Annotated in this window: 26 protein-coding genes; 25 read left to right on the top strand and 1 reads right to left on the bottom strand. The window is 31.8% G+C overall.

Annotated features, from left to right (window positions below):
• The first annotated feature begins 145 nt into the window (after positions 1-145).
• The 3 genes from BMY33_RS00605 to BMY33_RS00615 all read left to right on the top strand — a co-directional run bounded on the left by BMY33_RS00605 (position 146) and on the right by BMY33_RS00615 (position 3398).
• Positions 146-1861: a helix-turn-helix domain-containing protein gene (locus BMY33_RS00605; protein ID WP_091404058.1), complete on the top strand. Its 1716-nt coding sequence runs from the start codon at positions 146-148 to the stop codon at positions 1859-1861.
• A gap of 145 nt (positions 1862-2006) precedes the next feature.
• Entirely contained in the window at positions 2007-2249 is a 243-nt protein-coding gene (locus BMY33_RS00610; protein ID WP_091404063.1) for a hypothetical protein, read from the top strand.
• A gap of 456 nt (positions 2250-2705) precedes the next feature.
• Entirely contained in the window at positions 2706-3398 is a 693-nt protein-coding gene (locus tag BMY33_RS00615) for a hypothetical protein (protein ID WP_091404065.1), read from the top strand.
• A 162-nt stretch (positions 3399-3560) separates the two neighbouring features.
• Here BMY33_RS00615 and BMY33_RS00620 read toward each other — a convergent pair whose 3' ends face one another.
• Positions 3561-4802, bottom strand: coding sequence for an NAD(P)/FAD-dependent oxidoreductase (locus tag BMY33_RS00620; protein WP_091404068.1), 1242 nt, complete (start codon positions 4800-4802; stop codon positions 3561-3563).
• A 103-nt stretch (positions 4803-4905) separates the two neighbouring features.
• Here BMY33_RS00620 and flxA point away from each other — a divergent pair, with 103 nt between their 5' ends.
• The 22 genes from flxA (at position 4906) to lolB2 (ending at position 23645) form a co-directional block, all read left to right on the top strand.
• Positions 4906-6435 (top strand): flexirubin biosynthesis tyrosine ammonia-lyase FlxA, encoded by a 1530-nt coding sequence (gene flxA / locus BMY33_RS00625; protein ID WP_091404070.1) that lies wholly within the window; start codon positions 4906-4908, stop codon positions 6433-6435.
• Between the two features lie 98 nt (positions 6436-6533).
• Positions 6534-7673, top strand: coding sequence for a WG repeat-containing protein (locus BMY33_RS00630; protein WP_170836971.1), 1140 nt, complete (start codon positions 6534-6536; stop codon positions 7671-7673).
• 140 nt (positions 7674-7813) lie between these two features.
• Complete coding sequence (gene flxB / locus BMY33_RS00635; RefSeq protein WP_091404073.1) at positions 7814-8545, top strand: flexirubin biosynthesis SDR family reductase FlxB; 732 nt, start codon at positions 7814-7816, stop codon at positions 8543-8545.
• 9 nt (positions 8546-8554) lie between these two features.
• Positions 8555-9772 (top strand): beta-ketoacyl-[acyl-carrier-protein] synthase family protein, encoded by a 1218-nt coding sequence (locus BMY33_RS00640; protein ID WP_091404075.1) that lies wholly within the window; start codon positions 8555-8557, stop codon positions 9770-9772.
• Between the two features lie 27 nt (positions 9773-9799).
• Complete coding sequence (locus BMY33_RS00645; RefSeq protein ID WP_027392758.1) at positions 9800-10045, top strand: phosphopantetheine-binding protein; 246 nt, start codon at positions 9800-9802, stop codon at positions 10043-10045.
• 8 nt (positions 10046-10053) lie between these two features.
• Complete coding sequence (locus tag BMY33_RS00650; protein ID WP_091404078.1) at positions 10054-10944, top strand: lysophospholipid acyltransferase family protein; 891 nt, start codon at positions 10054-10056, stop codon at positions 10942-10944.
• Positions 10945-10947: 3 nt separating this feature from the next.
• Positions 10948-11871: a flavodoxin gene (locus BMY33_RS00655; RefSeq protein WP_091404080.1), complete on the top strand. Its 924-nt coding sequence runs from the start codon at positions 10948-10950 to the stop codon at positions 11869-11871.
• 13 nt (positions 11872-11884) lie between these two features.
• On the top strand, positions 11885-13021 hold the full coding sequence (darB, locus tag BMY33_RS00660; RefSeq protein WP_091404083.1) for a dialkylresorcinol biosynthesis protein DarB: 1137 nt from the start codon (positions 11885-11887) through the stop codon (positions 13019-13021).
• Positions 13021-13476 carry a hotdog family protein gene (locus BMY33_RS00665; RefSeq protein WP_091404084.1) on the top strand — a complete coding sequence of 152 codons (456 nt, stop codon included), beginning with the start codon at positions 13021-13023 and terminating at the stop codon, positions 13474-13476. The genes darB and BMY33_RS00665 overlap by 1 nt, the downstream gene beginning before the upstream one ends.
• Before the next feature lie 36 nt (positions 13477-13512).
• Positions 13513-13914: a flexirubin biosynthesis protein DarG gene (gene DarG / locus BMY33_RS00670; RefSeq protein ID WP_091404086.1), complete on the top strand. Its 402-nt coding sequence runs from the start codon at positions 13513-13515 to the stop codon at positions 13912-13914.
• Positions 13911-14909 carry a BtrH-related acyltransferase DarH gene (gene darH, locus BMY33_RS00675; RefSeq protein ID WP_091404089.1) on the top strand — a complete coding sequence of 333 codons (999 nt, stop codon included), beginning with the start codon at positions 13911-13913 and terminating at the stop codon, positions 14907-14909. Before DarG ends, darH begins: the two co-directional genes overlap by 4 nt.
• A gap of 6 nt (positions 14910-14915) precedes the next feature.
• Positions 14916-15674 (top strand): ABC transporter ATP-binding protein, encoded by a 759-nt coding sequence (locus BMY33_RS00680; RefSeq protein ID WP_091404091.1) that lies wholly within the window; start codon positions 14916-14918, stop codon positions 15672-15674.
• The gene (locus BMY33_RS00685) at positions 15667-16959 is read left to right on the top strand and encodes an ABC transporter permease (RefSeq protein ID WP_091404093.1); all 1293 of its coding nucleotides are present in this window, start codon (positions 15667-15669) and stop codon (positions 16957-16959) included. The genes BMY33_RS00680 and BMY33_RS00685 overlap by 8 nt, the downstream gene beginning before the upstream one ends.
• Positions 16937-17383 (top strand): acyl-CoA thioesterase, encoded by a 447-nt coding sequence (locus tag BMY33_RS00690; RefSeq protein ID WP_091404096.1) that lies wholly within the window; start codon positions 16937-16939, stop codon positions 17381-17383. The genes BMY33_RS00685 and BMY33_RS00690 overlap by 23 nt, the downstream gene beginning before the upstream one ends.
• On the top strand, positions 17380-18519 hold the full coding sequence (locus BMY33_RS00695) for a beta-ketoacyl-[acyl-carrier-protein] synthase family protein (protein WP_091404099.1): 1140 nt from the start codon (positions 17380-17382) through the stop codon (positions 18517-18519). Before BMY33_RS00690 ends, BMY33_RS00695 begins: the two co-directional genes overlap by 4 nt.
• A complete protein-coding gene (locus BMY33_RS00700) occupies positions 18516-19130 on the top strand; it encodes a hypothetical protein (RefSeq protein WP_091404104.1) in 615 nt (204 codons plus the stop codon). The genes BMY33_RS00695 and BMY33_RS00700 overlap by 4 nt, the downstream gene beginning before the upstream one ends.
• Positions 19131-19132: 2 nt before the next feature.
• Positions 19133-19390: a phosphopantetheine-binding protein gene (locus BMY33_RS00705; RefSeq protein ID WP_027392746.1), complete on the top strand. Its 258-nt coding sequence runs from the start codon at positions 19133-19135 to the stop codon at positions 19388-19390.
• Between the two features lies 1 nt (position 19391).
• Positions 19392-20588 carry a beta-ketoacyl-[acyl-carrier-protein] synthase family protein gene (locus tag BMY33_RS00710; protein WP_091404106.1) on the top strand — a complete coding sequence of 399 codons (1197 nt, stop codon included), beginning with the start codon at positions 19392-19394 and terminating at the stop codon, positions 20586-20588.
• A complete protein-coding gene (locus tag BMY33_RS00715) occupies positions 20588-21652 on the top strand; it encodes a beta-ketoacyl synthase N-terminal-like domain-containing protein (protein WP_091404111.1) in 1065 nt (354 codons plus the stop codon). Before BMY33_RS00710 ends, BMY33_RS00715 begins: the two co-directional genes overlap by 1 nt.
• Complete coding sequence (locus BMY33_RS00720) at positions 21646-22419, top strand: polysaccharide deacetylase family protein (RefSeq protein WP_091404115.1); 774 nt, start codon at positions 21646-21648, stop codon at positions 22417-22419. Before BMY33_RS00715 ends, BMY33_RS00720 begins: the two co-directional genes overlap by 7 nt.
• A complete protein-coding gene (gene lolA2, locus BMY33_RS00725) occupies positions 22412-23041 on the top strand; it encodes a flexirubin biosynthesis/transport protein LolA2 (RefSeq protein ID WP_170836972.1) in 630 nt (209 codons plus the stop codon). The genes BMY33_RS00720 and lolA2 overlap by 8 nt, the downstream gene beginning before the upstream one ends.
• Entirely contained in the window at positions 23022-23645 is a 624-nt protein-coding gene (gene lolB2 / locus BMY33_RS00730) for a flexirubin biosynthesis protein LolB2 (protein ID WP_091404124.1), read from the top strand. The genes lolA2 and lolB2 overlap by 20 nt, the downstream gene beginning before the upstream one ends.
• Position 23646: the final 1 nt, after the last annotated feature.

Consider the following 23646-nt stretch of genomic DNA (forward strand, 5'->3'; position numbering starts at 1 on the left):
AACAAATGGTGTTATTATAGATTCCTGAAAATGGACTATTAATTCCGGAATTTTTATTTATACGAATCTTAGTTTTTTCTTCTATTTCTGATTGAAAAAAATGTTATAATTTTATCAGCCAAATTGTTTTATAAAGTAATCGTTAATGTTCAAATACTCTTATGCTTGCCTTTTTATATTTTGTTTCTCTTTTTTGTGTCAAGCACAAGAAAGTTTGGACTTTTCATTTGACAATAATGTAAAACGTTTTAGTATTCCTGATTCGTTAGGAGACACCTCATTGAAAGAATTAAAAAGCAGGTATTATAAGTATAGTAAGTTTCCTGAAAAAGCTAATTTTTATTTAAAATGTTTGTATTATAAAAGCCTATCTACAAAGGATTCAATTGAGATAGCGAAAACATATGCTTTTATGAGTGATGCTACGGAAAAAGATTCTTTAAAACTGGCTTTTATTGATAAATCTATCTTTTATGCTCTAAACAAAGAGCATTCTGTCTATCCAGCGTTTAGTTATTTTAAGAAAGGGTATCTATATTTTAGCAAAGCTAATTACAAAGAAGCACTTAGTAATTATTTTTTAGCATTAGATATAGCACAAGAAAATAACCATAAATTGGCTAATGATGTAAAATTTAATATTGGGTTACTTAAAAATCACATAGGGAAATATGAAGAAGCTTTAAAAATCTTCAAAGAGTGTTATAAACCTTATGAGAAAAACCAAAATAAAAACATAAGGCCTTATTTGATAGCCTTATTTGCAATTTCAGATTCTTATACCAAACAAGGTAAATCCGATTCCGCAACTACTGTTAATACGTATGGAATACAGAAATCTGTAGATTATGGCCTGGATGATATGAAACAGTATTTCATAATGAATGAAGGTGTGAATTCTTATTTCAAAAAGCAATATGAACCGTCAATAGATAGTATTATAAAAGTAATTCCCTTTTTGTTGGAAAATGAAGATTATTCTAATTTGATTTTTTCTAGATTTTATTTAGGGAAATCTTATATGGGTTCAAAAAAGATACAAAAAGGTATAAATGAACTAAAGAAAGTTGATAGCCTGCTAAAAATACGCCCAGACTTCATTCCGGAAATAAAAGAAACTTATATATTATTAATTGATTACTATAAAAAAGAAAATAAAACAGAAGAGTTACTCTATTATCACAATAGATTAGCTAAGTATGATAGTTTGATGTATGTTAGTTATCAGGATATTAGTGATCGTATTGTTACTAAATTTGATACTCCTTTAAAGTTTAGGGAAAAAGACGAAATGATTTTAGATTTAACTAGGGCTAATTCTAGTAAGCTTACTTGGGGGATTTTGTCGTCTATACTTTTTTTAATTATTTGTTCTTTATTAGTGTTTAGAAATATAAAAATAAGAAGAGGGTATCAAGAAAAATTTCAAGTTTTATTAAAGGAAAATGATAAAGTAATACAAGTTTCTAAAATCACAAAAAACCAAGTTTCATCTGTAGTTCTATCTAAAGAGATTGTTCAAAGAATTGAAGATGGACTTTCATTATTTATTGCAGAAGAAAAGTATCTTAACAATGATGTATCTGTTAATTCTTTAGCAAAAAAAATGGGATCTAATTCTAAATATTTATCCCAATATCTAAATCATTATAAAAAAACAAAGTTTACAGATTATATAAATGATTTAAGGATAACCTATATTGTGAATAGGCTTAAGGACGATGAAAAAATTAGAAAATATACGATTAAAGCTATCTCTGAGATAGCAGGATTTAGTAATCCCGTGTCTTTTTCTCATGCTTTTTTAAAAAAAACTGGAATCAAACCTTCTTATTTTATAAAAAAATTGAGCGCCCTTTGATTCCTTGTTTACTTGATCTTTTTGAAACTAAAGATTCCTGAAATTACACTAGTGTTTTCTTTTTTTATGATGAAAAACCTACATCTCTAGTATCTTTGTTTTTAAAACAAAATCATTTTTGATTTGGAAAACTTTAAATAATAGTATGAGAAAAAAAATAGAAGTAAAAAAGATACAATTGCGAAAAATTACAATTTCTAAACTTAATAGTTTGCATTTGATAAATGGAGGAAACTATTATCACGATGATTCATATGGATTAGAACTTTGTAATGATCACAATCCTGATGGGAATAATAATAATAATAATGATGCGTCAAATAATTGTCAATCAGTTACTATACCGCATACGAAACATTGTAATTCTGATGATTATAACGTTGGATAAGATTAATGTGTCTTGTTTATTGATGGGGTCTTTCATATAATTGGATTAAAACTTCTTTAATAGTTGTTATGTTATTACTATAGGTTTACGTTAAATAACCAAAGAGATATTGTGCAATAAACAAGATAGCTAGGGGTAGATAATTATAAATTTTTTAGGCTAGTATAAAAACCAAAATATTAAAACAGTTGTTTTAATATTTTGGTTTTTGCGTTTAGCTTTGTTTTTTCATGATGATACAGGTATTGATATGTTGCATTAAAGAGCAATTGTTGTAATTGTATTTTTATGCTTTGATTATCAGTATTTTATGTTTTTTTTATCAAAAAAAATCGAAATCTAAGTCACATTTCACTTCGTTAAGATACCTAGTAGTATACAACAAGTGTAAATTGGCGGAACTCGAAAAGCCATGAATAGAGTAGAGGTGAAATTCGATTAATAAATAAGATAAAAATGAAAAACATTAAGTTATGGATATTGATTTGTGTCCCATTAGTATTTTCCTGTAGTAAAGAAGAGTTTTCTTTAAATGAAGAGGTTTTTGATGCAGAAAATAAAGCTTTACAAACAGAATGTAATGTTAAAGGGAATTCTTGTGGGAATCCAGGAGGTACTTTAGTGCTTACTTATGATTCTGATTTTGGTGTAAATGATGTAAATTGGTCAATTCAAAGTGGAAATATTTCTATAATAAGTGGTCAGGGAACTAATAGAGTTACTTTGCGGTTAGGGAGTAATTTCAGTGGAGGATCAGTTTTTGTGATTGGTTCTGGAAATGGAGGGATTGTATGTAGTGACTCTTATAGTCTAACAAGATGCGTGTCTACTGGGTGTACCCCACCAATAGCTATAGATTTAAGACAAACCTCAGGGTCTTGCCCTGGAGACGTTTTTACTTTTAATGCTAATCCAAATGGTAGTGTTGATAGTGGATCTTATAATTGGGAAGGGTTTCATGGGTCTCAGGTTATTTCTGGACAAGGAACTTCTACGGTAAGAGTTCAGTCATCATCATCATCTACATTTAGTTTTTTAATAAAGGTTACTCATGTAAACTCTTGTGAAAATACTAGTATATCTACTTCGACTCTTGCTCAGTTCGATTGGGATTGTGATGATAATGGTGGTCCAGGTTTAGGTTTTTAATATAAGCGTTCTAAGTTGTTATTAAATATTAGTAATAAACTATATGGAAATCATATTAACTAATAATTAAACTTGTTTTAGAGTAGTTGTTAGTAGCTACACTAACTTTTGTAAACAAAAAAAGGAGGCAATTGCCTCCTTTTTTTATTGTTATCAGAAAAACTACTCTGACATATTTTCTTCCATTTCTACAAGCTTTGCCACATTTCTTACAATATGACTATGCTTTTTTACAAATGGATTTGTTTTATCCCAAACGTAACCCGCGAGCACTGCACAGATTTGCTCTTTGAAATCTTCATTGGGTTTATCATGAAATATGATTTTCTGTAAATTACCAGTGTACCATTCTTTTACATAGGTAGTAAATACATCAACTCCTTGTCTCATGTAATCTACAAAATCAGTTTGCCAATCAACTTCTTCATCGTTCAGTTGTTTGATAGCTAATTTAGCAGATAAAAGACCTGTTTCTGTTGCAAAAGATACCCCTGATGAAAATACAGGATCTAGAAACTCTGCGCTATTACCGGTAAGTACAAAACCATCACCAAATAGTTTAGTTACATTTTTTGCAATGTTTTCTACCTTATACGGTTCGAATAAATATGGGATATCCTTAAACTGCTCATAGTAATATGGCGAAGTTTTCATCATTTGCTGTAAAACTTCGGTTTTATTTCCTTCAAATTTATTAATCCATTCCATAGGCCCTACAAAACCAATACTTGTATTTCCGTTAGAAAATGGGATATACCAAAACCAAACTTCGGTCTCTATAATTTCAAAAGTAATAGTTGTGCCTTCTGTTCCTTCGGGTCTTTTGGTGTCTTTTACTTGTGTGAAAATGGATCCATGTTCCGCTAATTTAGAAGGAGCTTCAAGTCCCAATTGCCTAGCAACAACACGTCCAAAACCGCTAGAATCAATAATGAATTTTGCTTCGATTTGACTTTCAGAGCCATCTTTGTGCTTTACTGTGGTTAATGAATCTGTCCCATTAAACTCTACATTGGTAACTTCGGTTTCAAAGTCAACATTAACACCTTGACGTATTGCTTCGTCTATTAGAGTCTTGTCAAAATGATCTCTCGGTACTTGCCAAGTCCAATCCCAACCTTCTCCGTATTTTTTACTAAAATCAAAACATCCTTTAACTCCATCCTTGATAAATCGGGCACCATGTTTTTTTTCATAACCTTGTTTCATTAGGCAATCTAGAAGGCCAGCTTCTTTAAAATTATCCATGCATCTAGGAATCAGACTTTCTCCTACTTGAAACCGTGGGAATTTTGTTTTTTCAACTACCTTAACGTTAATTCCATGTTTGTTAAGATAAGCTGCGCTTACACTACCGGAAGGACCGGCACCGATTACTAACACATCTACATTTTCTTTTTTCATAATTTTCAAAGGTACTTTAAATACATTACATTTGCCCTCTGTAAAAATAGAGAGTAAACTTGAATTTTTTTACAAATATTGGAAAAAACTTACTAATTCGCGAATGCTAATACTAAAAGAAAGGTTGGAAATTAAAGATTTCCTAAGTGTTATTTTTAATCAAGAGAAGCTAACTATAGATGATTCTATAACCAACAGGGTTGATAATAGCTTTAAATTTCTAGAACAATTTTCTGAGAACAAGGTTATTTACGGTGTAAATACTGGATTTGGACCAATGGCCCAATATAAAATAGATGACAAGGATAGAATTGAATTACAATTTAATTTGATTAGAAGCCATTCATCAGGAACTGGTAAAGCAATGGAACCTGACTATGTGAAAGCATTAATGTTGGCGCGATTAAACACTTTGTCATTAGGGAAATCAGGAGTTAATACTACAGTTATTAATGGATTGAGAGATCTGATTAATCATGATGTTACACCCTTGATTTTTGAGCATGGTGGTGTTGGTGCAAGTGGCGACCTAGTTCAATTAGCACATTTAGCATTGGTATTAATTGGTGAAGGAGAAGTTTTCTTTAAAGGAGAAAGAAGAGATACTGCGGAGGTTTTTAAAGAATTAGGACTTAAACCAATAGAAGTTAAGATTAGAGAAGGATTAGCATTGATGAATGGTACATCTGCAATGACAGGAATCGGAATTGTTAATGTTATTAATGCTCAGAAGTTATTGGATTGGTCTATTTCTTGCTCTTCAGCTATAAATGAAATAGTAGAGGCATATGATGATCATCTTTCTGAAGAATTAAATCATAGTAAATTACATTTAGGGCAACAAGATGTAGCTCGAAGAATGAGAGAACACTTATCGGATAGTAAGTTAACTCGAGATCGAACGGAGCATTTATATTCTGGTCAGAATGGTGATACTTATTTCAAAGAAAAAGTACAAGAATACTATTCTTTGCGTTGCGTTCCACAAATTTTAGGACCTGTCTGCGATACGATTAAACATGTAGGAAGAATTTTAATTGAAGAATTAAATTCTGCTAATGATAATCCAATAATTGATGTAGAAACTAAACATGTTTATCACGGAGGTAATTTTCATGGAGACTACGTTTCTTTGGAAATGGATAAGTTAAAGTTGGTAGTTACTAAATTGTCTATGTTGGCAGAGCGTCAATTAAACTATTTATTAAACTCTAAGTTAAATGATATTTTACCACCTTTTGCTAATTTGGGTAAATTAGGGTTCAATTTTGGTATGCAAGGAATACAATTTACTGCAGTTTCAACTACTGCAGAAAATCAAATGCTTTCTAATCCAATGTATGTGCATAGCATTCCTAATAATAATGATAATCAAGATATTGTTAGTATGGGTACCAATGCAGCTAATATGACTAAGACTGTAATAGAGAACACGTTTGAGGTATTAGCTATTGAGTTAATGACAATAGTACAGGCATTAGAATATCTTGATTTTGGAGATAAATTATCAAGTAGAACACAACGGGTAGTGGCAGATATTAAAAAAATCGTTCCACCGTTTACTAAGGATTACATAACTTATCCATTTGTTCAGAAGGTTAAAGACTACCTTAAAGAAAATGATGCCTATTAGATTATTTGATTAAGATTAAATTTATTTATTAATACAAAAAAGCATGTTAACCTATGCTTTTTTATTTGTACTAAAAATAAACCTTAAATATAAATATGATGAAAAAAGCACTTTTAATTACACTAGCATTAGTATTTGGTTTACAAACCGTATTTTCTCAAGAACTTGCAAAAGCAAGAATGAATGGAAAGTTTGGGTACATTAATAAAAAAGCCGAGTTTGTTATCGAACCGCAATTCAAAAAAGCAAATAACTTTGCTGATGGTGTTGCATTAGTTTTAGAAGGCAAAAAATGGGGTTATATTAATCCAGACGGGAAATGGCTTTTAGAGGCTCAATTCGATAAGGCAAAAGATTTTAATGACGGTGTCGCAATGGTATTGAGAAATAAAAAATGGCAATACATTGACAAAGAAGGTAAAGAGTTGTCATATTCTAGTGCGGAAAAAATATATCCTTTTAAAAATGGCGTAGCTTTTGTTAGAGAAGGTAAAATGGTTGGATTGATGAATCCGAAAGGAGAAGTGATTGTAAAACCACAATATAAAACTATCAAAGGATTTCAGAATGGTTATGCTAGGTTTGCTAATCAATCTGGTCAATGGGGTATTATAGATAATAAAGGAAATGTAGTAATTAAGCCGGAATATACATCTATTGGTAATTATGTGAATGGTGTAGCTAGAGCTGAAAAAGGAGAAGAAGTTTATGGAATAGCATCTTCGAGTAACTTTAATAAAGTTGATGGTGCTACTAAAATATGGGATTTTAGAGCAGGAGGTAAGTATACTATCGCGCGAAAAGATGAAAAAATAGGCTTCATTGATAAAGAAGGTAAATGGGTGATAGAACCACAGTTTGTAAAAGCTAAAGCTTTTAAAAATGGATATGCAGGTGTTTTTGATGGTAACAAATGGGGTTTTATTGATACTAACGGTAAAGTGGTGATTGATTACAAATATGCAGATGTTGATTATTTTGATAGTAATGGAATGGCTCCAGTTAAAATAGAGGATTGGGGATTTGTAAATTTGAAAGGAGAGTTGGTTATAGAGGCTAAATATGGTATTACTGCAGGAAGTTTTGGGTTTTTATCCGGTAAAGCAGCCGAAAAAGGGTTTGTGGATGGTTTAGCTCGTGTGAAATATAACAAAAAGTGGGGTTTTTTAACTCCAGATGGAAAGCTTTTAGGCGATAAGTGGTTTGATAATGCTGAGCCATTTATTAAAGTGAAGTAATTTTTTTTAATTCTTTATAACATTAGACGATTGTTAAAGTTGTGAGGAATCTTTTAATATTGTTAATTAAATCTTAATTTGGAATAATTGTTGTTTCAACATTGTTCAAGAATTATTTGATCTTAAAACCAAAGTTGTAAATGAAATACGCCCTTGTGACTGGTGGATCCAGAGGAATAGGAAGAGCAATCGCTATAAAGTTAGCTAAAGAATTGAAGTATCCAGTTTTAGTTAATTATCAGTCTAACGATGCAGCGGCTAATGAAACTAAGAAAATAATAGAAGATGAAGGAGGACAATGTTCATTGTTAAAGTTTAATGTTGCTGATAGAGAAGATACGCATAAAGTTTTAGATAATTGGATTGCAGAAAATCCAGAGGCTACTGTTGAAATCATAGTTAACAATGCTGGAATTACCAGAGATGGTCTTTTTATGTGGATGAAACAAGAAGATTGGCAGGATGTTCTTAATATAAGTTTGAATGGGTTTTATAATGTTACTAATCATTTGATACAAAAGATGTTGACCAATAGATACGGACGTATTGTAAACGTTGTTTCAGTTTCTGGAGTAAAGGGAACGGCTGGTCAAGTAAATTATTCTGCCGCAAAGGGAGCTTTAGTGGCTGCTACAAAAGCATTGGCTCACGAAGTAGCAAAAAGAAAGATTACAGTTAATGCTGTTGCACCAGGTTTTATCAAAACTGATATGACAGCGGAAATGGATGAAAAAGAATTGAAGCGTATGATTCCGGTGAATCGTTTCGGTGAAGCAGAAGAAGTTGCTGATTTGGTTTCTTTCTTAGCTTCTAAAAAAGCTTCATATATAACAGGAGAAGTTGTGAATATTAATGGAGGAATTTATTCATAGGAAATTAGTATGCGTAGAGTAGTTATCACAGGAATGGGAATATATTCTTGTATTGGTTCTAATGTAGATGAGGTAAAAGAATCATTATATCAAGGAAAGTCAGGTATTGTTTATGAGCCATCTCGTAAAGAGTTTGGATATAGATCAGCTTTGACTGGTACAGTTCCTAAACCAAATCTTAAAAAAGAATTAAGTAGGAGGCAGAGAGTAAGTTTTGGTTCTGAATCTGAATATGCTTATATAGCTACTAAACAAGCATTTGATCAAGCAGGAGTAGATCAAGAATTTTTAGATAAAGAAGAAATTGGTGTTCTGTTCGGTAATGATAGTACTGCAGAATCGGTGATGCAAGCAATAGATAAGATAAGAATTAAAAAGGATACCACGTTGGTTGGGTCTGGAGGAGTTTTTAAATCTATGAATTCTACTGTAACCATGAACCTTTCAACTGTTTTTAAGTTAAAAGGAGTGAATTTTACCATAAGTGCTGCTTGTGCTAGCGGATCACATTCAGTTGGAATGGGATATTTGTTAATTAAACAAGGTTTGCAAGATTATGTGTTATGTGGAGGAGCTCAAGAGATTAACGACTATGCTTTTGGTAGTTTTGATGGACTAGGAGTCTTTTCTGTTAATGAAGAAAATCCAACACAAGCATCAAGACCTTTTGATAGTGGAAGAGATGGATTAGTACCTAGTGGCGGTGGTGCTGCCTTATTTATGGAGTCTTATGAAAGTGCGGTTAAAAGAGGAGCAACTATTTTGGGAGAAGTTGTAGGTTATGGTTTTTCATCTAATGGAGATCATATTTCTACACCAAATCAAGAAGGGCCTGCTAGAGCAATGAAACGAGCTGTGGATCAGGCTAATGTAAGACCTGAAGATGTAGATTATGTAAATGCACACGCTACATCTACTCCGATTGGAGATGCTAATGAAGCTAAAGCAATTAACGAAGTGTTTGGGGATTCAAGACCATATGTTAGTTCTACAAAATCAATGACAGGACACGAATGTTGGATGGCAGGAGCTAGTGAGATTGTTTATTCTTTAATAATGTTAAATAATTCGTTTATAGCACCAAATATTAATTTGGAATCTCCAGATGAAGATTCGTCAAAGTTAAATTTGGTAAAAGAAACTATAGATAAAAAAATTGATGTATTTTTGTCGAATTCATTTGGGTTTGGGGGCACAAATTCTGCAATCGTCATAAAAAAGATTTAGAATAGAAAAAAAATTACAAGAAAGATGATGGAAACAAGTGTAATTGTTGAAAAAGTTGATGACTTTTTGATCGAAGAATTTGAGGTAGAAGCGGATGAAATTGCTCCTGAAGCGAACCTTAAGGAAACATTAGATTTAGATAGTTTAGATTACGTAGATCTTGTAGTAGCTATTGAAGCTACATTTGGAGTTAAGCTAGTAGGTGATGATTTCGTTGGAGTAGAGAGTTTTCAAGATTTTTATGATTTGATAGAACGTAAAGTCAATATTTAGAAGAAGTAATGGCCCAATGGGAAGGTAAAGCTAAGGGGACCCCTTTAGGATATAAAATATTCATTTTCTTTATTAAGAACTTAGGCTTAAATGCTGCCTATTCCATATTGGTATTCGTTGCTGCCTATTATGTGATATTTTCTTACGCTACAACAAAAGCTAGTTATTATTTTTATAGTAAAAGACTTAAACAGTCTCGTTTTAAGTCAATTATAAGTGTGTATAAAAATTATTTTGTCTTTGGTCAAACACTTATAGATAGAACTGCTATTTCCTTTGGTTTAAAGGATAAATTTACTTTCACGCATGATGGTCGAGAAAAAATGCAAGCCTTATTAAATAAACGTAAAGGAGGAGTTATATTTAGTGCTCACGTCGGAAGTTTCAATATTGCGCGTTATTTTTTTGATGATTTTGATATGACCGATACAGGAGTTAATCTGATGGTTACAGATCAAGAAAATGAACAAATTAAGCAATATGTTGGTGCGGTTTCTACAGATACTAGTATGAAATTCATCGTTATTAAAGATGATATGTCCCATATATTTCAAATGAATGATGTGTTATCTAAAGGAGAAGTAATAATTTTTGCTGCGGATAGATATGTAGAAGGAATTCAGTTTCTTGAACATGATTTTTTCGAAAAACCTGTTAAATATCCTTCTGGACCTTATAAACTTGCTGCAAGAAAGAAAATGCCTATCCTTTTTATGTATATTATGAAAGGATCTGGTAAGCGATATAATTTATATGCTCGTGAACCCGAGTTTTCAGAATCATCAATCAAACCTAGCCATGTGTTAAAAGAGTATGTTAGAAATACTGAAATTATGGTTAAAAAGTATCCCTTACAATGGTTTAACTACTATGATTATTGGGATGATCTTAAAACCTAATGTATGAAGAATGTACTTGTTTTGTATTATAGTCAAAGTGGTCAACTAGGAAATATATTAACTAATCTAGTAGAGCCGTTAGAACAAGATGAAGAATGTTCTTTGACAATACATCAAATAAAACCTGAAGAGCCTTATCAGTTTCCGTGGAATAAAAAAGACTTCATACAGGCTTTTCCTGAGTCTTATTTGCAAATTCCAAGTCCTAATATTCCTATTCCTGAAGAAGTAAAATCAAGAAAATACGATTTAATAATACTTGGGTATACTGTTTGGTATCTTTCCCCTTCAATTCCTATCAATTCTTTTTTGAAGGGAAATGATGCAAAAGATTTATTAAAAGATACGCCAGTAATTACTGTAAATGGTTCCAGAAACATGTGGATTTTAACCCAGGAAAAGGTTAAAAGATTATTAGTGGATTGTAAAGCTCAATTAGTAGGTAATATAGCTTTTGTGGATAGACATTGGAACCATATTAGTGTTATTACGATTGTGCATTGGATGATGGGGGGTAAGAAGACTAAATATTTAGGCGTTTTTCCTAAACCAGGAGTTTCAGAAGAAGATATTAAAGGAGCAGGAAAGTTTGGAAAGATTATAAAAAAATATCTTTTTGAAGAAAATTATGAACAATTACAGGGAGAGTTGGTTAAAGATGGTGCGGTTCGAATAAAACCTTTCTTAATTAGGTCAGATAAATCTGGAAACCATATCTTTAGTAAATGGTCAGCGCATATATATAAAGTAGGGTTGAAATCGCAAAAAAGCAGAGCAAAATGGTTAAACTTTTTTGAGTATTACCTACAATTTGCTATTTGGGTTTTTGTACCTATAGTTTTTATTATATTTTTGTTGACTTATATACCTTTTTATGCACGCATAAAAAAAGATATTAAATATTATCAATCAACAAGATTACGATAAGTAATCATTATTTATGAAAAACGTTTACATAACAAAAACAGGGCATTTCTTGCCGAATGAGCCAGTCTCTAATGATGAAATGGAAAAGAGGCTAGGGATGATTGATGATCAACCTTCACGAGCTAGAAGAATTGTTTTAAGAAATAATGGGATTAAAGAGCGGTATTATGCTGTAGATACTCATGGAAACATAACTCATAATAATGCTCAAATCACAAGAGAAACAATAAAAAATTTATGTGATTCTGATTTTTCAGAAAATGAAATAGAGTTACTTTCATGTGGGACATCTACTCCAGATAATTTGTTGCCTTCCCATGCATCAATGGTTCATGGGTTATTAGATACTAAAGATAGTATTGAATTAAATACAGCTTCAGGTGTTTGCTGCTCCGGAATGAGTGCGTTAAAGTATGGTTTTCTTTCAGTGAAATCAGATAGTACTAAAAATGCTATTTGTACTGGTACCGAAAGAGTTTCGACTTGGATGCAATCCAGAAAATTTGATAAAGAAGTAGAGAATTTAAAATCTTTAGAGGAACAACCTATTATTGGTTTTAAAAAAGACTTTCTTAGGTGGATGTTATCTGATGGTGGAGGTGCTTTTTTGTTGGAAGACCAACCAAGAGGAGAAAATTCATTAAGAATTGATTGGATGCAAGCATATTCTTTTGCACATGAATTAGAAGCTTGTATGTATGCTGGAGGAGATAAAAATGAGGATGGGAGTCTTAAGCCTTGGAGTGAATATGAACCAGCAGAATGGTTGTCGGAATCTGTTTTTTCATTAAAACAAGATGTGAAAATATTAGATAAACATGTTGTCCCGAAAGCAGTTTCTAGTATGAAAGATGCTTTTCAAAAAAATAATTTGAAAGAAGAAGAGATTGATTATTTTTTACCTCATATTTCTTCATTTTATTTTGAAGAAAGGTTAAGTAATGAAATGGAAAATCAAGGAATTTCAATTCCTAAAAATAAATGGTTTACTAATTTAGAAAGGGTTGGTAATGTAGGTTCTGCATCTATATATTTAATGATAAATGAGTTGAAAAACTCTGGAAAGTTAAAAAAAGGGGATAAAGTGGTTGCAATGGTTCCAGAAAGTGGACGTTTTTCCTATTTTCATATTTTGTTTACTGTGTGCTAATGGATAATCAATTAGAAGGTAATATTACAGATGTAGACTTTATAAAGAAGTTGATTCCGCAGAAGGATCCTTTTGTTATGATTGATAAGTTATTGTACTTTGATAAAGAAAAGGTTGTTTCAGGTTTGAAAATCACATCTGATAACATCTTAACCTCTGATCAGTATTTAACTGAAGGTGGTCTTATTGAGAATATGGCGCAAAGCATAGCATTACATAGAGGCTATAGAGGGTATATAAACCGAGGAAAAGATGAGAAACCTAAAACAGGTTTTATTGGATCTATAAAACATGCTACTATTAATTCATTACCAAAAATCGGTACTGAACTTATTACTACAGTGGAGATTGTTGCAGAAATAATGCAGGTTTCACTGGTCAAAATTGAGGTTAATGATCCAGAAGGAAATTTAATAGCCTCTTCAGAGATGAAAACTATAATAGTAGATTCTTAAGTTCAGTAAACTTTTAAACCTTAATTTATTGATAGTATGAAGAAAGAAGACGTACCTCAGGATGAAAGCAGTCTTTCTAAAGCAAATATAAAAGAAGTTGTGTATGCTGTCGATAAAGATGGTAAATACGGGAAAACACTCAGTTCTGGTTGGGACGCAAAGACTATCGCGCTTAATGAATCTTTAGAATTGATAGAAGAGCAACTTAAGGATACAATTCAAAAAATAAAAGATGGAGAGCTTAGTCCAATAGCATATTATATGGAACTACAGCGAATGGATGTTGTAGTTTTATCTGGATATGTTGGATTATGGCAGTGGAAAGTAAAACGTCATCTTAAAGCTAAAATATTCAGAAAACTTAATGAGAAGATATTAAGTAAATACGCGGAAGCTTTCGAAATTTCTTTAGAAGAACTTAAAAATCCAAAGATTTGAAAATAAACTTTGAACACAATCAATCAGCTCATTGCGAAAATGGAGTGGTTTCTAATTTGTTAAATTATAATGGGCTTAAGGTTAGTGAACCAATGGTTTTTGGTATTGCTTCAGGAGTCTTCTTTATATATATACCTTTTGTTAAGGTAAATTTCGCTCCTATGTTTAGTTTTAGACCTGTTCCAGGTTTTATTTTCTCTAGAGTAAGTAAAAGATTAGGGTTTAAGATAAAGAGGCATAAGTTTAAATCAAAGGAGAAAGCGCAGCAAACATTAGATGCTGAGTTGTCAAAAAATAATCCAGTAGGGTTACAAGTAGGTGTGTATAACTTGACCTACTTTCCTGATGAATATCGTTTTCACTTTAATGCACACAATTTAGTGGTATATGGTAAGGATGGGGATGATTATCTTATTAGTGATCCTGTAATGCAAGAAGTAACTACATTATCTTCTAAGGAATTAGAAAAAGTACGTTTTGCTAAAGGTCCTTTTGCTCCTAATGGGCATATTTACTACCCAACAGAATTACCAAAAGATATAGATTTAAAAAAGGCAATTACTAAAGGTATTAAACAAGCTTATAGACATATGTTGGCTCCGGTTCCTATTGTTGGATTTAGGGGAATACGGTTTGTGGCCAAAAAAATTCGTAAATGGCCAGATAAAATTGGGATAAAAAAGACAAATCATTACTTGGGTCAATTAGTGCGAATGCAAGAAGAAATTGGAACTGGTGGTGGAGGTTTTAGATTTATTTTTGCAGCTTTCCTTCAGGAAGCTTCAGTAATTATGGAGAATCCTCGTTTAGCTGAATTGTCAAAGGAGATGACTGCGATCGGTGATCAATGGAGAGATTTTGCGATTGATGCTTCTAGACTTTATAAAAATAGAAGTAGAGAAACTGATGCATATAATAAAATTGCTGACAAATTAGATGCCATAGCATTAGCTGAAAGAGCTTTTTTTTTAGATCTTAAGAAAGCAATTAAATAACGGTGAATGGATAAAACTCCTCTTATTGACATAAAAAATATCTCTAAACAATATAAAGGAGCTACATTTCTTTCATTAGATAAGGTTAACTTGCAGATAAGAACGGGAGAAGTATATGGACTTCTTGGACCTAATGGAGCAGGAAAGACTACATTAATATCTATATTGTGTGGATTAATTAAGCCTACTTCTGGAGAAGTGCTAATTTCGGGTAATAGTTTTAAAACGCATGCAAAAGAAATTCAAAAATCTATAGGAGTAGTACCACAGGAATATGCATTATATCCTAAACTTACTGCTAAAGAGAATTTGTTTTATTTTGGAAGCATGTTTGGATTAACAAAATCCGAACTTAAACCCATAATCATATCCCATTTAGATCAATTGGGATTATTGCCTTTCGCTGATAAAAAGATTAAAACATTTTCTGGAGGTATGAAAAGAAGGGTAAACCTCATTGCAGGAATACTCCATAATCCGAAATTGTTGTTTTTAGATGAGCCCACTGTAGGTGTAGATGTTCAGTCTAAACAAGCGATTACTGCGAAACTTAGAGAACTTAATAAATCTGGAACTACGATAATTTATACTTCTCACCATTTAAGAGAAGCCCAGGATTTATGTTCCTTGGTCGGGATCATTGACTCCGGAAAAATTATTGCCGAAGACACACCTTCTAAATTGATTGCAGACACTAAGGAAGCAAGGAATTTAGAGGATGTATTTATAGAACTTACGGGAAGAGAACTTCGTGATTATGCATAGATTTTTAGCATCCATAAGAAAAGAGTTTTTATTACTTCTCAGGGATCCCGGAGGACTAATTATCCTATTTTTGATGCCGATTGTTTTAGTAGTTACTGTTACATTGATACAAGATGCTACTTTTAAATCAGTGTCCAGTAGTTCCATCAATATCTTATTGGTTGATCAGGATAAGGGAAAGTTATCGGATGAAATTAAAAAGAGTTTTTCTGAAATTGAGTTTTTACAGCCAATTTCAGAGTTAGATAATGTGCCTCTCACTGAAGATAAGGCTCGACTTTTAGTAGCTTCTGGAGATTATCAATTAGCAGTTGTAATTCCAGAGGGGTTGAGTGATGAGCTTCAAAATCAAATAGATAAGAACATTACTAAAATACTGGAAGAATTTGAAGGTACTGTAGATTCGTTAAAGATAAGTGGTGTTGAAGAAAAATCACCAAGTAATAAGGTAGTGAAACTATATTTTGACCCAATAACTCAAGAAACTTTTAGAAGTTCTGTAATATTTGCGGTTGATAAGTTGGTGGCAAGTATAGAAACCAAGTCTATTTATGAAGCTTTCGAAAAGGAGTTAGGAGAGTCAGAAAGCCTTAAGTCTTTTAATAGAGATAATTTTGTGAAGTATGATCAAATAAACCCATCATTATCTGGAGAGTTAGTTCTTCCTAATTCAGTACAACATAATATTCCTGCTTGGACATTGTTTGCAATATTTTTTATGATTTTACCTCTGTCATTAAATCTTGTGCACGAAAAAGGCCAAGGAACGTTTGTTAGATTACAAACAACTCCTATTAACTATGCAACTATAATTGCAGGGAAAGCATTTTTGTTCTTACTAGTCAGTCTTTTACAATTCACGTTAATATTATTATTAGGGCTTTATGTATTTCCTAAATTAGGTTTGCCAGTCTTGGATCTTGGGGGGCATCTTGGGTTATTATATTTAGTAGCGTTATCTTCTGGGTTAGCTGCAATAGGTTTAGGAGTTTTATTAGGTACAGTATTTAGTTCTCACGAGCAAGCAGCCCCGTTTGGAGCTGTTTTAGTGGTTTTACTAGCTGCTATAGGAGGAGTGTGGGTTCCTGTATTTGCAATGCCAGATACTATGCAAATTATAGCAAAAATCTCTCCAATGAACTGGGGATTAGAGGCGTTTTATGATTGTTTTTTAAGAAAAGGTAGTTTAATAGATATTCTTCCAGAAATTGGTTTGCTTATTGGGTTTTTTATTAGTACTATCGTAATCGCTATATTATATTATGAAAAGAAAAAAGCGGTCTAAAGAAGTTGTAACAGATATCAAATATGTTCATGAGGTAAGAGTCAGATTTAATGACTGCGATCCTCTTAGCATCGTTTGGCATGGTATATATATTACATATTTTGAAGAAGGACGAGAAGCCTTTGGAAGAACCCATGGGATTTCATATTTACACGTAAAGGATAATAATTATGTAACTCCGATTGTTAATTCTAATTGTGATCATAAATTGCCTTTAAAATATGGAGATATAGCTACTGTAGAAACAATATATGTAGATAGTCCAGCTGCAAAAATGATTTTTAGATATAAGGTATTTAATCAAAATAAAGAACTGGTTTGCGTTGGCGAAACTACTCAGGTGTTTTTAGATATGGAAGGAAATATGTCTTTAAGTATTCCTGAATTTTTTCTTAACTGGAAACGTAAAGTAGGTTTATTATGAAAAAAGTCTACATTGTTGCTGACAACATAATTTCACCACTTGGTTTTTCGACAGAAGAAAACATTACAAATCTTCGTTCGAATTGTACAGGTATCCAGAAAGTAGAAGACGATAATATATGGTCAGAAACATTTTATGGAGCAGTTATAAATAATGATAAACTTTCTAAAGCTTGGGAGATAATATCAGAAAATTCTGATTATTCGAAGCTGGAAAAAATGATGTTATTATCTCTTTCTAAGTTATTAGAAGAGAATCCTCAATTAGATATTATTAAAAGTGGAATTGTTATTTCTACTACTAAAGGAAATATTAATAATTTGCGAGGAAAAAGTGATGAGAAAGCATATCTAAGCAGTATTTCAAGAACCATTCAGAAATATTTTAAGCTAGATCATACTCCAAAGGTTTTATCGAATGCTTGTATTTCTGGTGGATTAGCCTTAGCTATTGGTAAAAGAATGATTCAATCAGAACTTTTTGAAGATGTGGTCGTGATAGGAGGAGATTTGCTTTCAGAGTTTACGCTTTCTGGTTTCTTTTCTTTTCAGGCTGTAAGCCCTGCACCCTGTAAACCATTTTGTAAAAATAGAACAGGTATTAGTTTAGGAGAAGCTGCAGCTTGTGCTTGGTTGAGTTCTAATATCGAAAATGTAACTAAAGAAGCAATTAGTATTGCTGGAGATGCTTCTGCGAATGATGCGAATCATATCTCGGGACCTTCAAGAACTGGAGAAGGATTATATATAAGTATAACTAAAGCTTTAAAGGAAGCTAATTTAGATAGTGATCAAATAGATCATATTACAGCGCATGGAACGGCTACTCCGTATAATGATGAAATGGAAGCTATTGCATTTAATAGAGCAGGACTACAAAATGTTCCGTTAAATAGTTTAAAGGGGTATTACGGACATACACTAGGAGCATCTGCGCTAATAGAAAGTATTGTGGCTAGACATTGTTTGATTAATAATGAACTATTCGCTTCTTTAGGTTATGAAGAATTAGGTGTTTCTAAATCTATTAATGTAATTGCTAAGAACCAAAACAAAGAACTGAATAGAGTATTAAAGACTGCTTCTGGTTTCGGAGGTTGTAATGTGGCATTGATTATAGAAAAAGAAGTATTGTGATTAGAGAAAAATATTACATATCAGATTTTTGTGTAATTAGAGATAAAAAAGTCTTTAAAAATGGAACGGAAGTATATGCAGATTCCGAGGCTCTTAGTGTGAAAGATTTTGCAAAAGGTATTTATAAATTTTTGGACTTAAAATATCCCAAGTTTCACAAAATGGATGAATTATGTAAGTTAGGTTTTTTAGCTTCAGAAGTGTTATTAAAAGATAAAGAAAAAGTTGATCAGGATACTGCCTTAGTTTTGTCTAATCAAGCTTCCAGTCTAGATACAGATAGGAAACATCAATTGAGTATTCAGGATCGTGAAAATTTTTATCCATCTCCCGCAGTCTTTGTGTATACATTACCAAATATTATTATGGGAGAAATAAGTATCAAAAATAAAATGAAGAGTGAAAATGCTTTTTTTGTTACGGATAATTTTGATGCTGATTTTATAACTTTATATTCCGAAGTTTTAATGAATACGGGAAAAGCGACTAATGTTATTTGTGGTTGGGTAGATTTGGATAATGATAAATATGACGTATTTTTGGCTTTTCTTTCAAAAAAAGGTAATAAAGAGCTAACAAAAGAAGAATTAAATAAATTATATAAGCAATAGTTATGGCTGAGTTAAGAGAAGAGCTAAAGGAAAAATTAATAGAGCAATTAAGTCTTGAAGATGTAGAGGTAAGTGAAATAGGTGATGATGATCCTCTTTTTGGTGATGGTTTAGGATTAGACTCTATTGATGCTCTTGAGTTAATTGTGTTATTAGAAAAAGACTATGGAATTAAACTAAAAGATCCAAAAGAAGGTAAAGCTATATTTGAATCTATTAGTGTAATGGCTGATTACATTTCAAAACACCGTACAAAATAATATGAATAAAGGCATTGCCATAACTGGTATGGGAATCATTTCTTCTATCGGAAATACGGTAGAGGAAAATTTGAATGCTTTGAAATCAGTATCTCCCGGAATTTCTAGAATAGAGATGTTGAAAACACGCCATAAAGATCAAATCATGGTTGGTGAAATAAAAAAAACCAACGATGATTTAGAAAAACAATTAGGTTTAGAGCCTTTACATAGTTTTTCTAGAACAGCTATGATTGGTACGATTGCAGCAAAAGAAGCATTGCAAGACGCTCAGATTTCCGATGTTAACGAGTATAGAACTGGTTTCGTTTCGGGGACGAGTGTAGGTGGTATGGATACCACAGAAAAACACTATCTAGGATATACAGAGATTGAAGATAATAGAAGATTTATACAGGCGCAACATGCAGGTTTTACTACGCAATCTATTTCTAATTATTTAGGAATTAATGGATATGTGTCTACGATAAGTACAGCTTGTTCTTCTGCTGCAAATGCAATTATGTTAGGAGCCAGAATGATTAAGGCTGGTAAGATTGATAGAATGATAGTGGGAGGAACAGATGCGTTATCTAAGTTTACAATAAATGGTTTTGGTACCTTGATGATTTTATCAGATTCAGAGTGCACTCCATTTGACGATAACAGAAAAGGATTGAACCTTGGAGAAGCTGCAGCATTTTTAGTTTTGGAAAGTGATGCTGTAGTAGAAAAAGAAAATAAAAAGGTATTAGGGCGTGTTGCTGGATGGGCTAACGCAAATGATGCCTATCATCAAACTGCTTCATCTTCTGATGGAGAAGGAGCTTTTTTAGCAATGAATGAAGCTTTAAGGATAGCAGATATAACTGCGGATGACATTGATTATGTAAATGCTCATGGTACAGCAACTCCTAATAATGATTTATCAGAAGGAGTAGCTATGACCAGAATTTTTGGAGAAGAAAAAGCTCCTGTGTTTAGTTCAACAAAAGCGTTTACAGGACATACATTAGCTGCTGCAGGATCAGTAGAAGCTGTTTACTCACTTTTATCTTTACGTGAAAATTTAATTTTTCCGAATTTGAATTTCAAAAGTAAAATGAAAGAGTTTTCACTGGTTCCACAAACAGAATTAGTTTCTAAAGAAATTAAAACTATTTTATCTAATTCTTTTGGTTTTGGTGGCAATTGTTCCACTTTAATATTTACAAAATAATGAGCGATTGTTATATTAATGGTATTGCCAGTATTTCGGCACAGCCGACAACAGATCCAGATACATTTTTAGAGGATATAATCTCTCATAAGGAGTCTATATTTAGGTCCCATGACCCTAATTATAAAGAGTTTATAAAGCCGGCTGCAATGAGACGAATGTCTAAGTCTGTAAAAATGGGAGTTACAGCTGCCTCTATGGCATTAAATAATTCTGGAGTGGACATGCCTGATGCAATTATTACAGGTACAGGAATGGGATGTAAACAAGATTCAGAAAAGTTTCTTGAAAATGTTCTTAATAATGATGAGCAATTTTTAACACCGACATTATTTATTCAATCAACTCATAACACAGTTGGAGGTCAGGTAGCACTAGGATTAGGATGTAAAGCATATAATGTTACATATGTTCAAGGAGCAGCATCTTTTGAAGCATCTGTTATGGATGCTCAGTTAATGTTGTCAGAAGAATCTGGAAAAAATATTTTAGTTGGTGGTATTGATGAAGTTGCGAAAAATTCTACTTTACTGCATAAATTAGATGGTCAAATTAAAGACGATGATATTAATGTAATTGATTTGTTAGACTCAGAGACATCAGGGACTGTCGCAAGTGAAGGTGCCACTTTTATGGTTTTGGGCGGACAAAAAACAGAGAAGAGTATAGCTAAGCTTATTGATGTAGAAACTGTAAGTGCTGCAAAACCCGATGAAATAAAAATATATATAGAAAAGTTTATCACGCAAAATAAGTTGTCTATAGATGATATAGATGCTGTAGTTTTAGGAAATAATGGAGATGTAATTTATGATAATTATTACAAAAACTTACAGTCATCGATTTTTTCTAAAATAGAACAATTGGGTTATAAACACTTGATAGGTGATTACCATGTAGCCTCTAGTTTTGGGTTTTGGCTTGGCTGCAAAGTTTTTAAAACGAATCACGTACCTGATGTTTTAAAGGTAAATGATATTACTGCAAAGAAATATGATAACATACTTTTGTATAATCAATATCTCGGAAAAAATCATAGTATTGCATTGTTACAACGATGCTAATAAGAAATTTTGTTAATATCGTGTTTATAGTTGCTGGTATTGTTATGATAACAGCAATTAGTTTCAATAAGTTATCGGTATGGAGCTTAATTGTTTTAGTGTTTTGTTGGGTGTTAATCACGACATATGGAGTGCTAAATATCAAAGCTGAATATTTTCTTAAAAGTTTAAATAATAATCCAAATATTAAAGAAAAAAAGGTAGCTATTACGTTTGATGATGGTCCAGATCTTAATACACTTAAGATTTTAGAAGTTTTGGACAAGTACAAGGTCAAAGGAACTTTTTTTTGTATTGGAAAGCAGATAGAAACACATCCAGATATTGCTAAAGAGATAATTAAAAGAAATCATGTTATAGGCAATCATACGCATACCCATGATAAATTTATTGACATTTATAGTACCAATAGGTTTATAAATGAAATAGAGGATGCAGATATTGCAATACAAAAAATTTCAAAAAAAAAACCATTACTTTTTAGACCTCCATACGGAATAACAAATCCAAATATTGCTAGAGCGGTTAAAAAGACTGGGCATACTGTAATAGGCTGGAATAAAAGGTCATTTGATACAACTATCCCTTCTGAAAAGGTAATACTAAAGAGAATTACTAATAATCTAAAAAATGGCGACGTTATACTTCTACATGATACAAAATTGATCACTTTATCAGTATTGGAACAATTGTTGCTATTTTTGCAAAGTAATAATTATACAACCGTTACTATAGATGAACTATTTTCAATACAAGCATATGCTTAGATTTTTTTTATTTAGTTATATTTTTTTAAGCTTTTCTTTGCTGCAAGCGCAAGAAGTAGAACTTTCAGCTTCAGAAGCTAAATCTTTTAAAAATTCTGTTAGTAAAAGTGCTAAGCAATCTAGAACTATAGTGAATACATTTACACAATTAAAACATATAGATTTTCTTTCTAATGACATAGAAAGCAGTGGTGATTTATATTTTAAATCCCCAAATATTATTAAGTGGTCTTATACAAAACCTTATGAATACAGTGTGATTTTTAAGGATAAGAAATTGTTTATTAATGATGCCGGAAAAAAGAGCGATATTAATTTAGCGTCGAATAAAGTTTTTAAAAAATTAAATGATTTAATAGCAAAAAGTGTTAGTGGGGATATGCTTGATGATGCTCAGTTCTCTGCACGTTTTTTTAAAAATGACGAACTTTTTATTGCAAAATTGTCACCTAATGATTCAACTTTAAAAGAGATGTTTAAAGAGATTGTATTGAGTTTTGAATCGAATAAGTATTTAGTTTCAAGTGTGAGACTTATAGAGCCTTCTGGAGATTATACGCTTATTAATTTTGAGAATACATCTGTAAATAAACCTATTCCGGATGCGATATTTGCTCATTAGTATATTTTGTGTTTCTATTTTTAGTTGCAAAGTTGCGACCGTTGAAAATTTTATAGAAACTGAGGTGAAGTCTGATGATGTAGTTCATAACCCTTATTTTTCCAATGCAGCTATTGATTATGTTTATAAATCAGATATATCAGTTTATGGAAATGAGTTTAGTGGTATTCTTATTTTAAAAAGGATAGCACCTCAAAGACATCGTATTGTTTTTACTTCTCAGTTTGGAAGTACATTCTTTGATATTGAGATAGGTAATGAATCGTATAAAATTCATTCTATTGTGGAGCAACTTAATAGAAAAATAATTTTAAATACTTTAATAAAGGATTTTTCACTTTTAATAAAGGAAAATGGTAAAGTGGCAGAAAGGTATCATAACGATGCCTACAATGTTCTTAAAAATGAAAATGATAAGTACAGTAATTATTATTTTTACAACATATTTGATCAAAAACTTGACAAAATAGTTAATGCTACCAAGAGAAAGGAAAAAGTAATTATACTTTTTAATGAGATCTCAGAAGATCAAGTAGCTGAGAATATACGTATTGATCATAAAAATATTCGACTAAATATTGAATTAAACTTCTTAAAAAAATAAC

The sequence above is a fragment of the Aquimarina amphilecti genome (assembly GCF_900109375.1).
In the GTDB taxonomy this organism is placed as follows: domain Bacteria; phylum Bacteroidota; class Bacteroidia; order Flavobacteriales; family Flavobacteriaceae; genus Aquimarina; species Aquimarina amphilecti.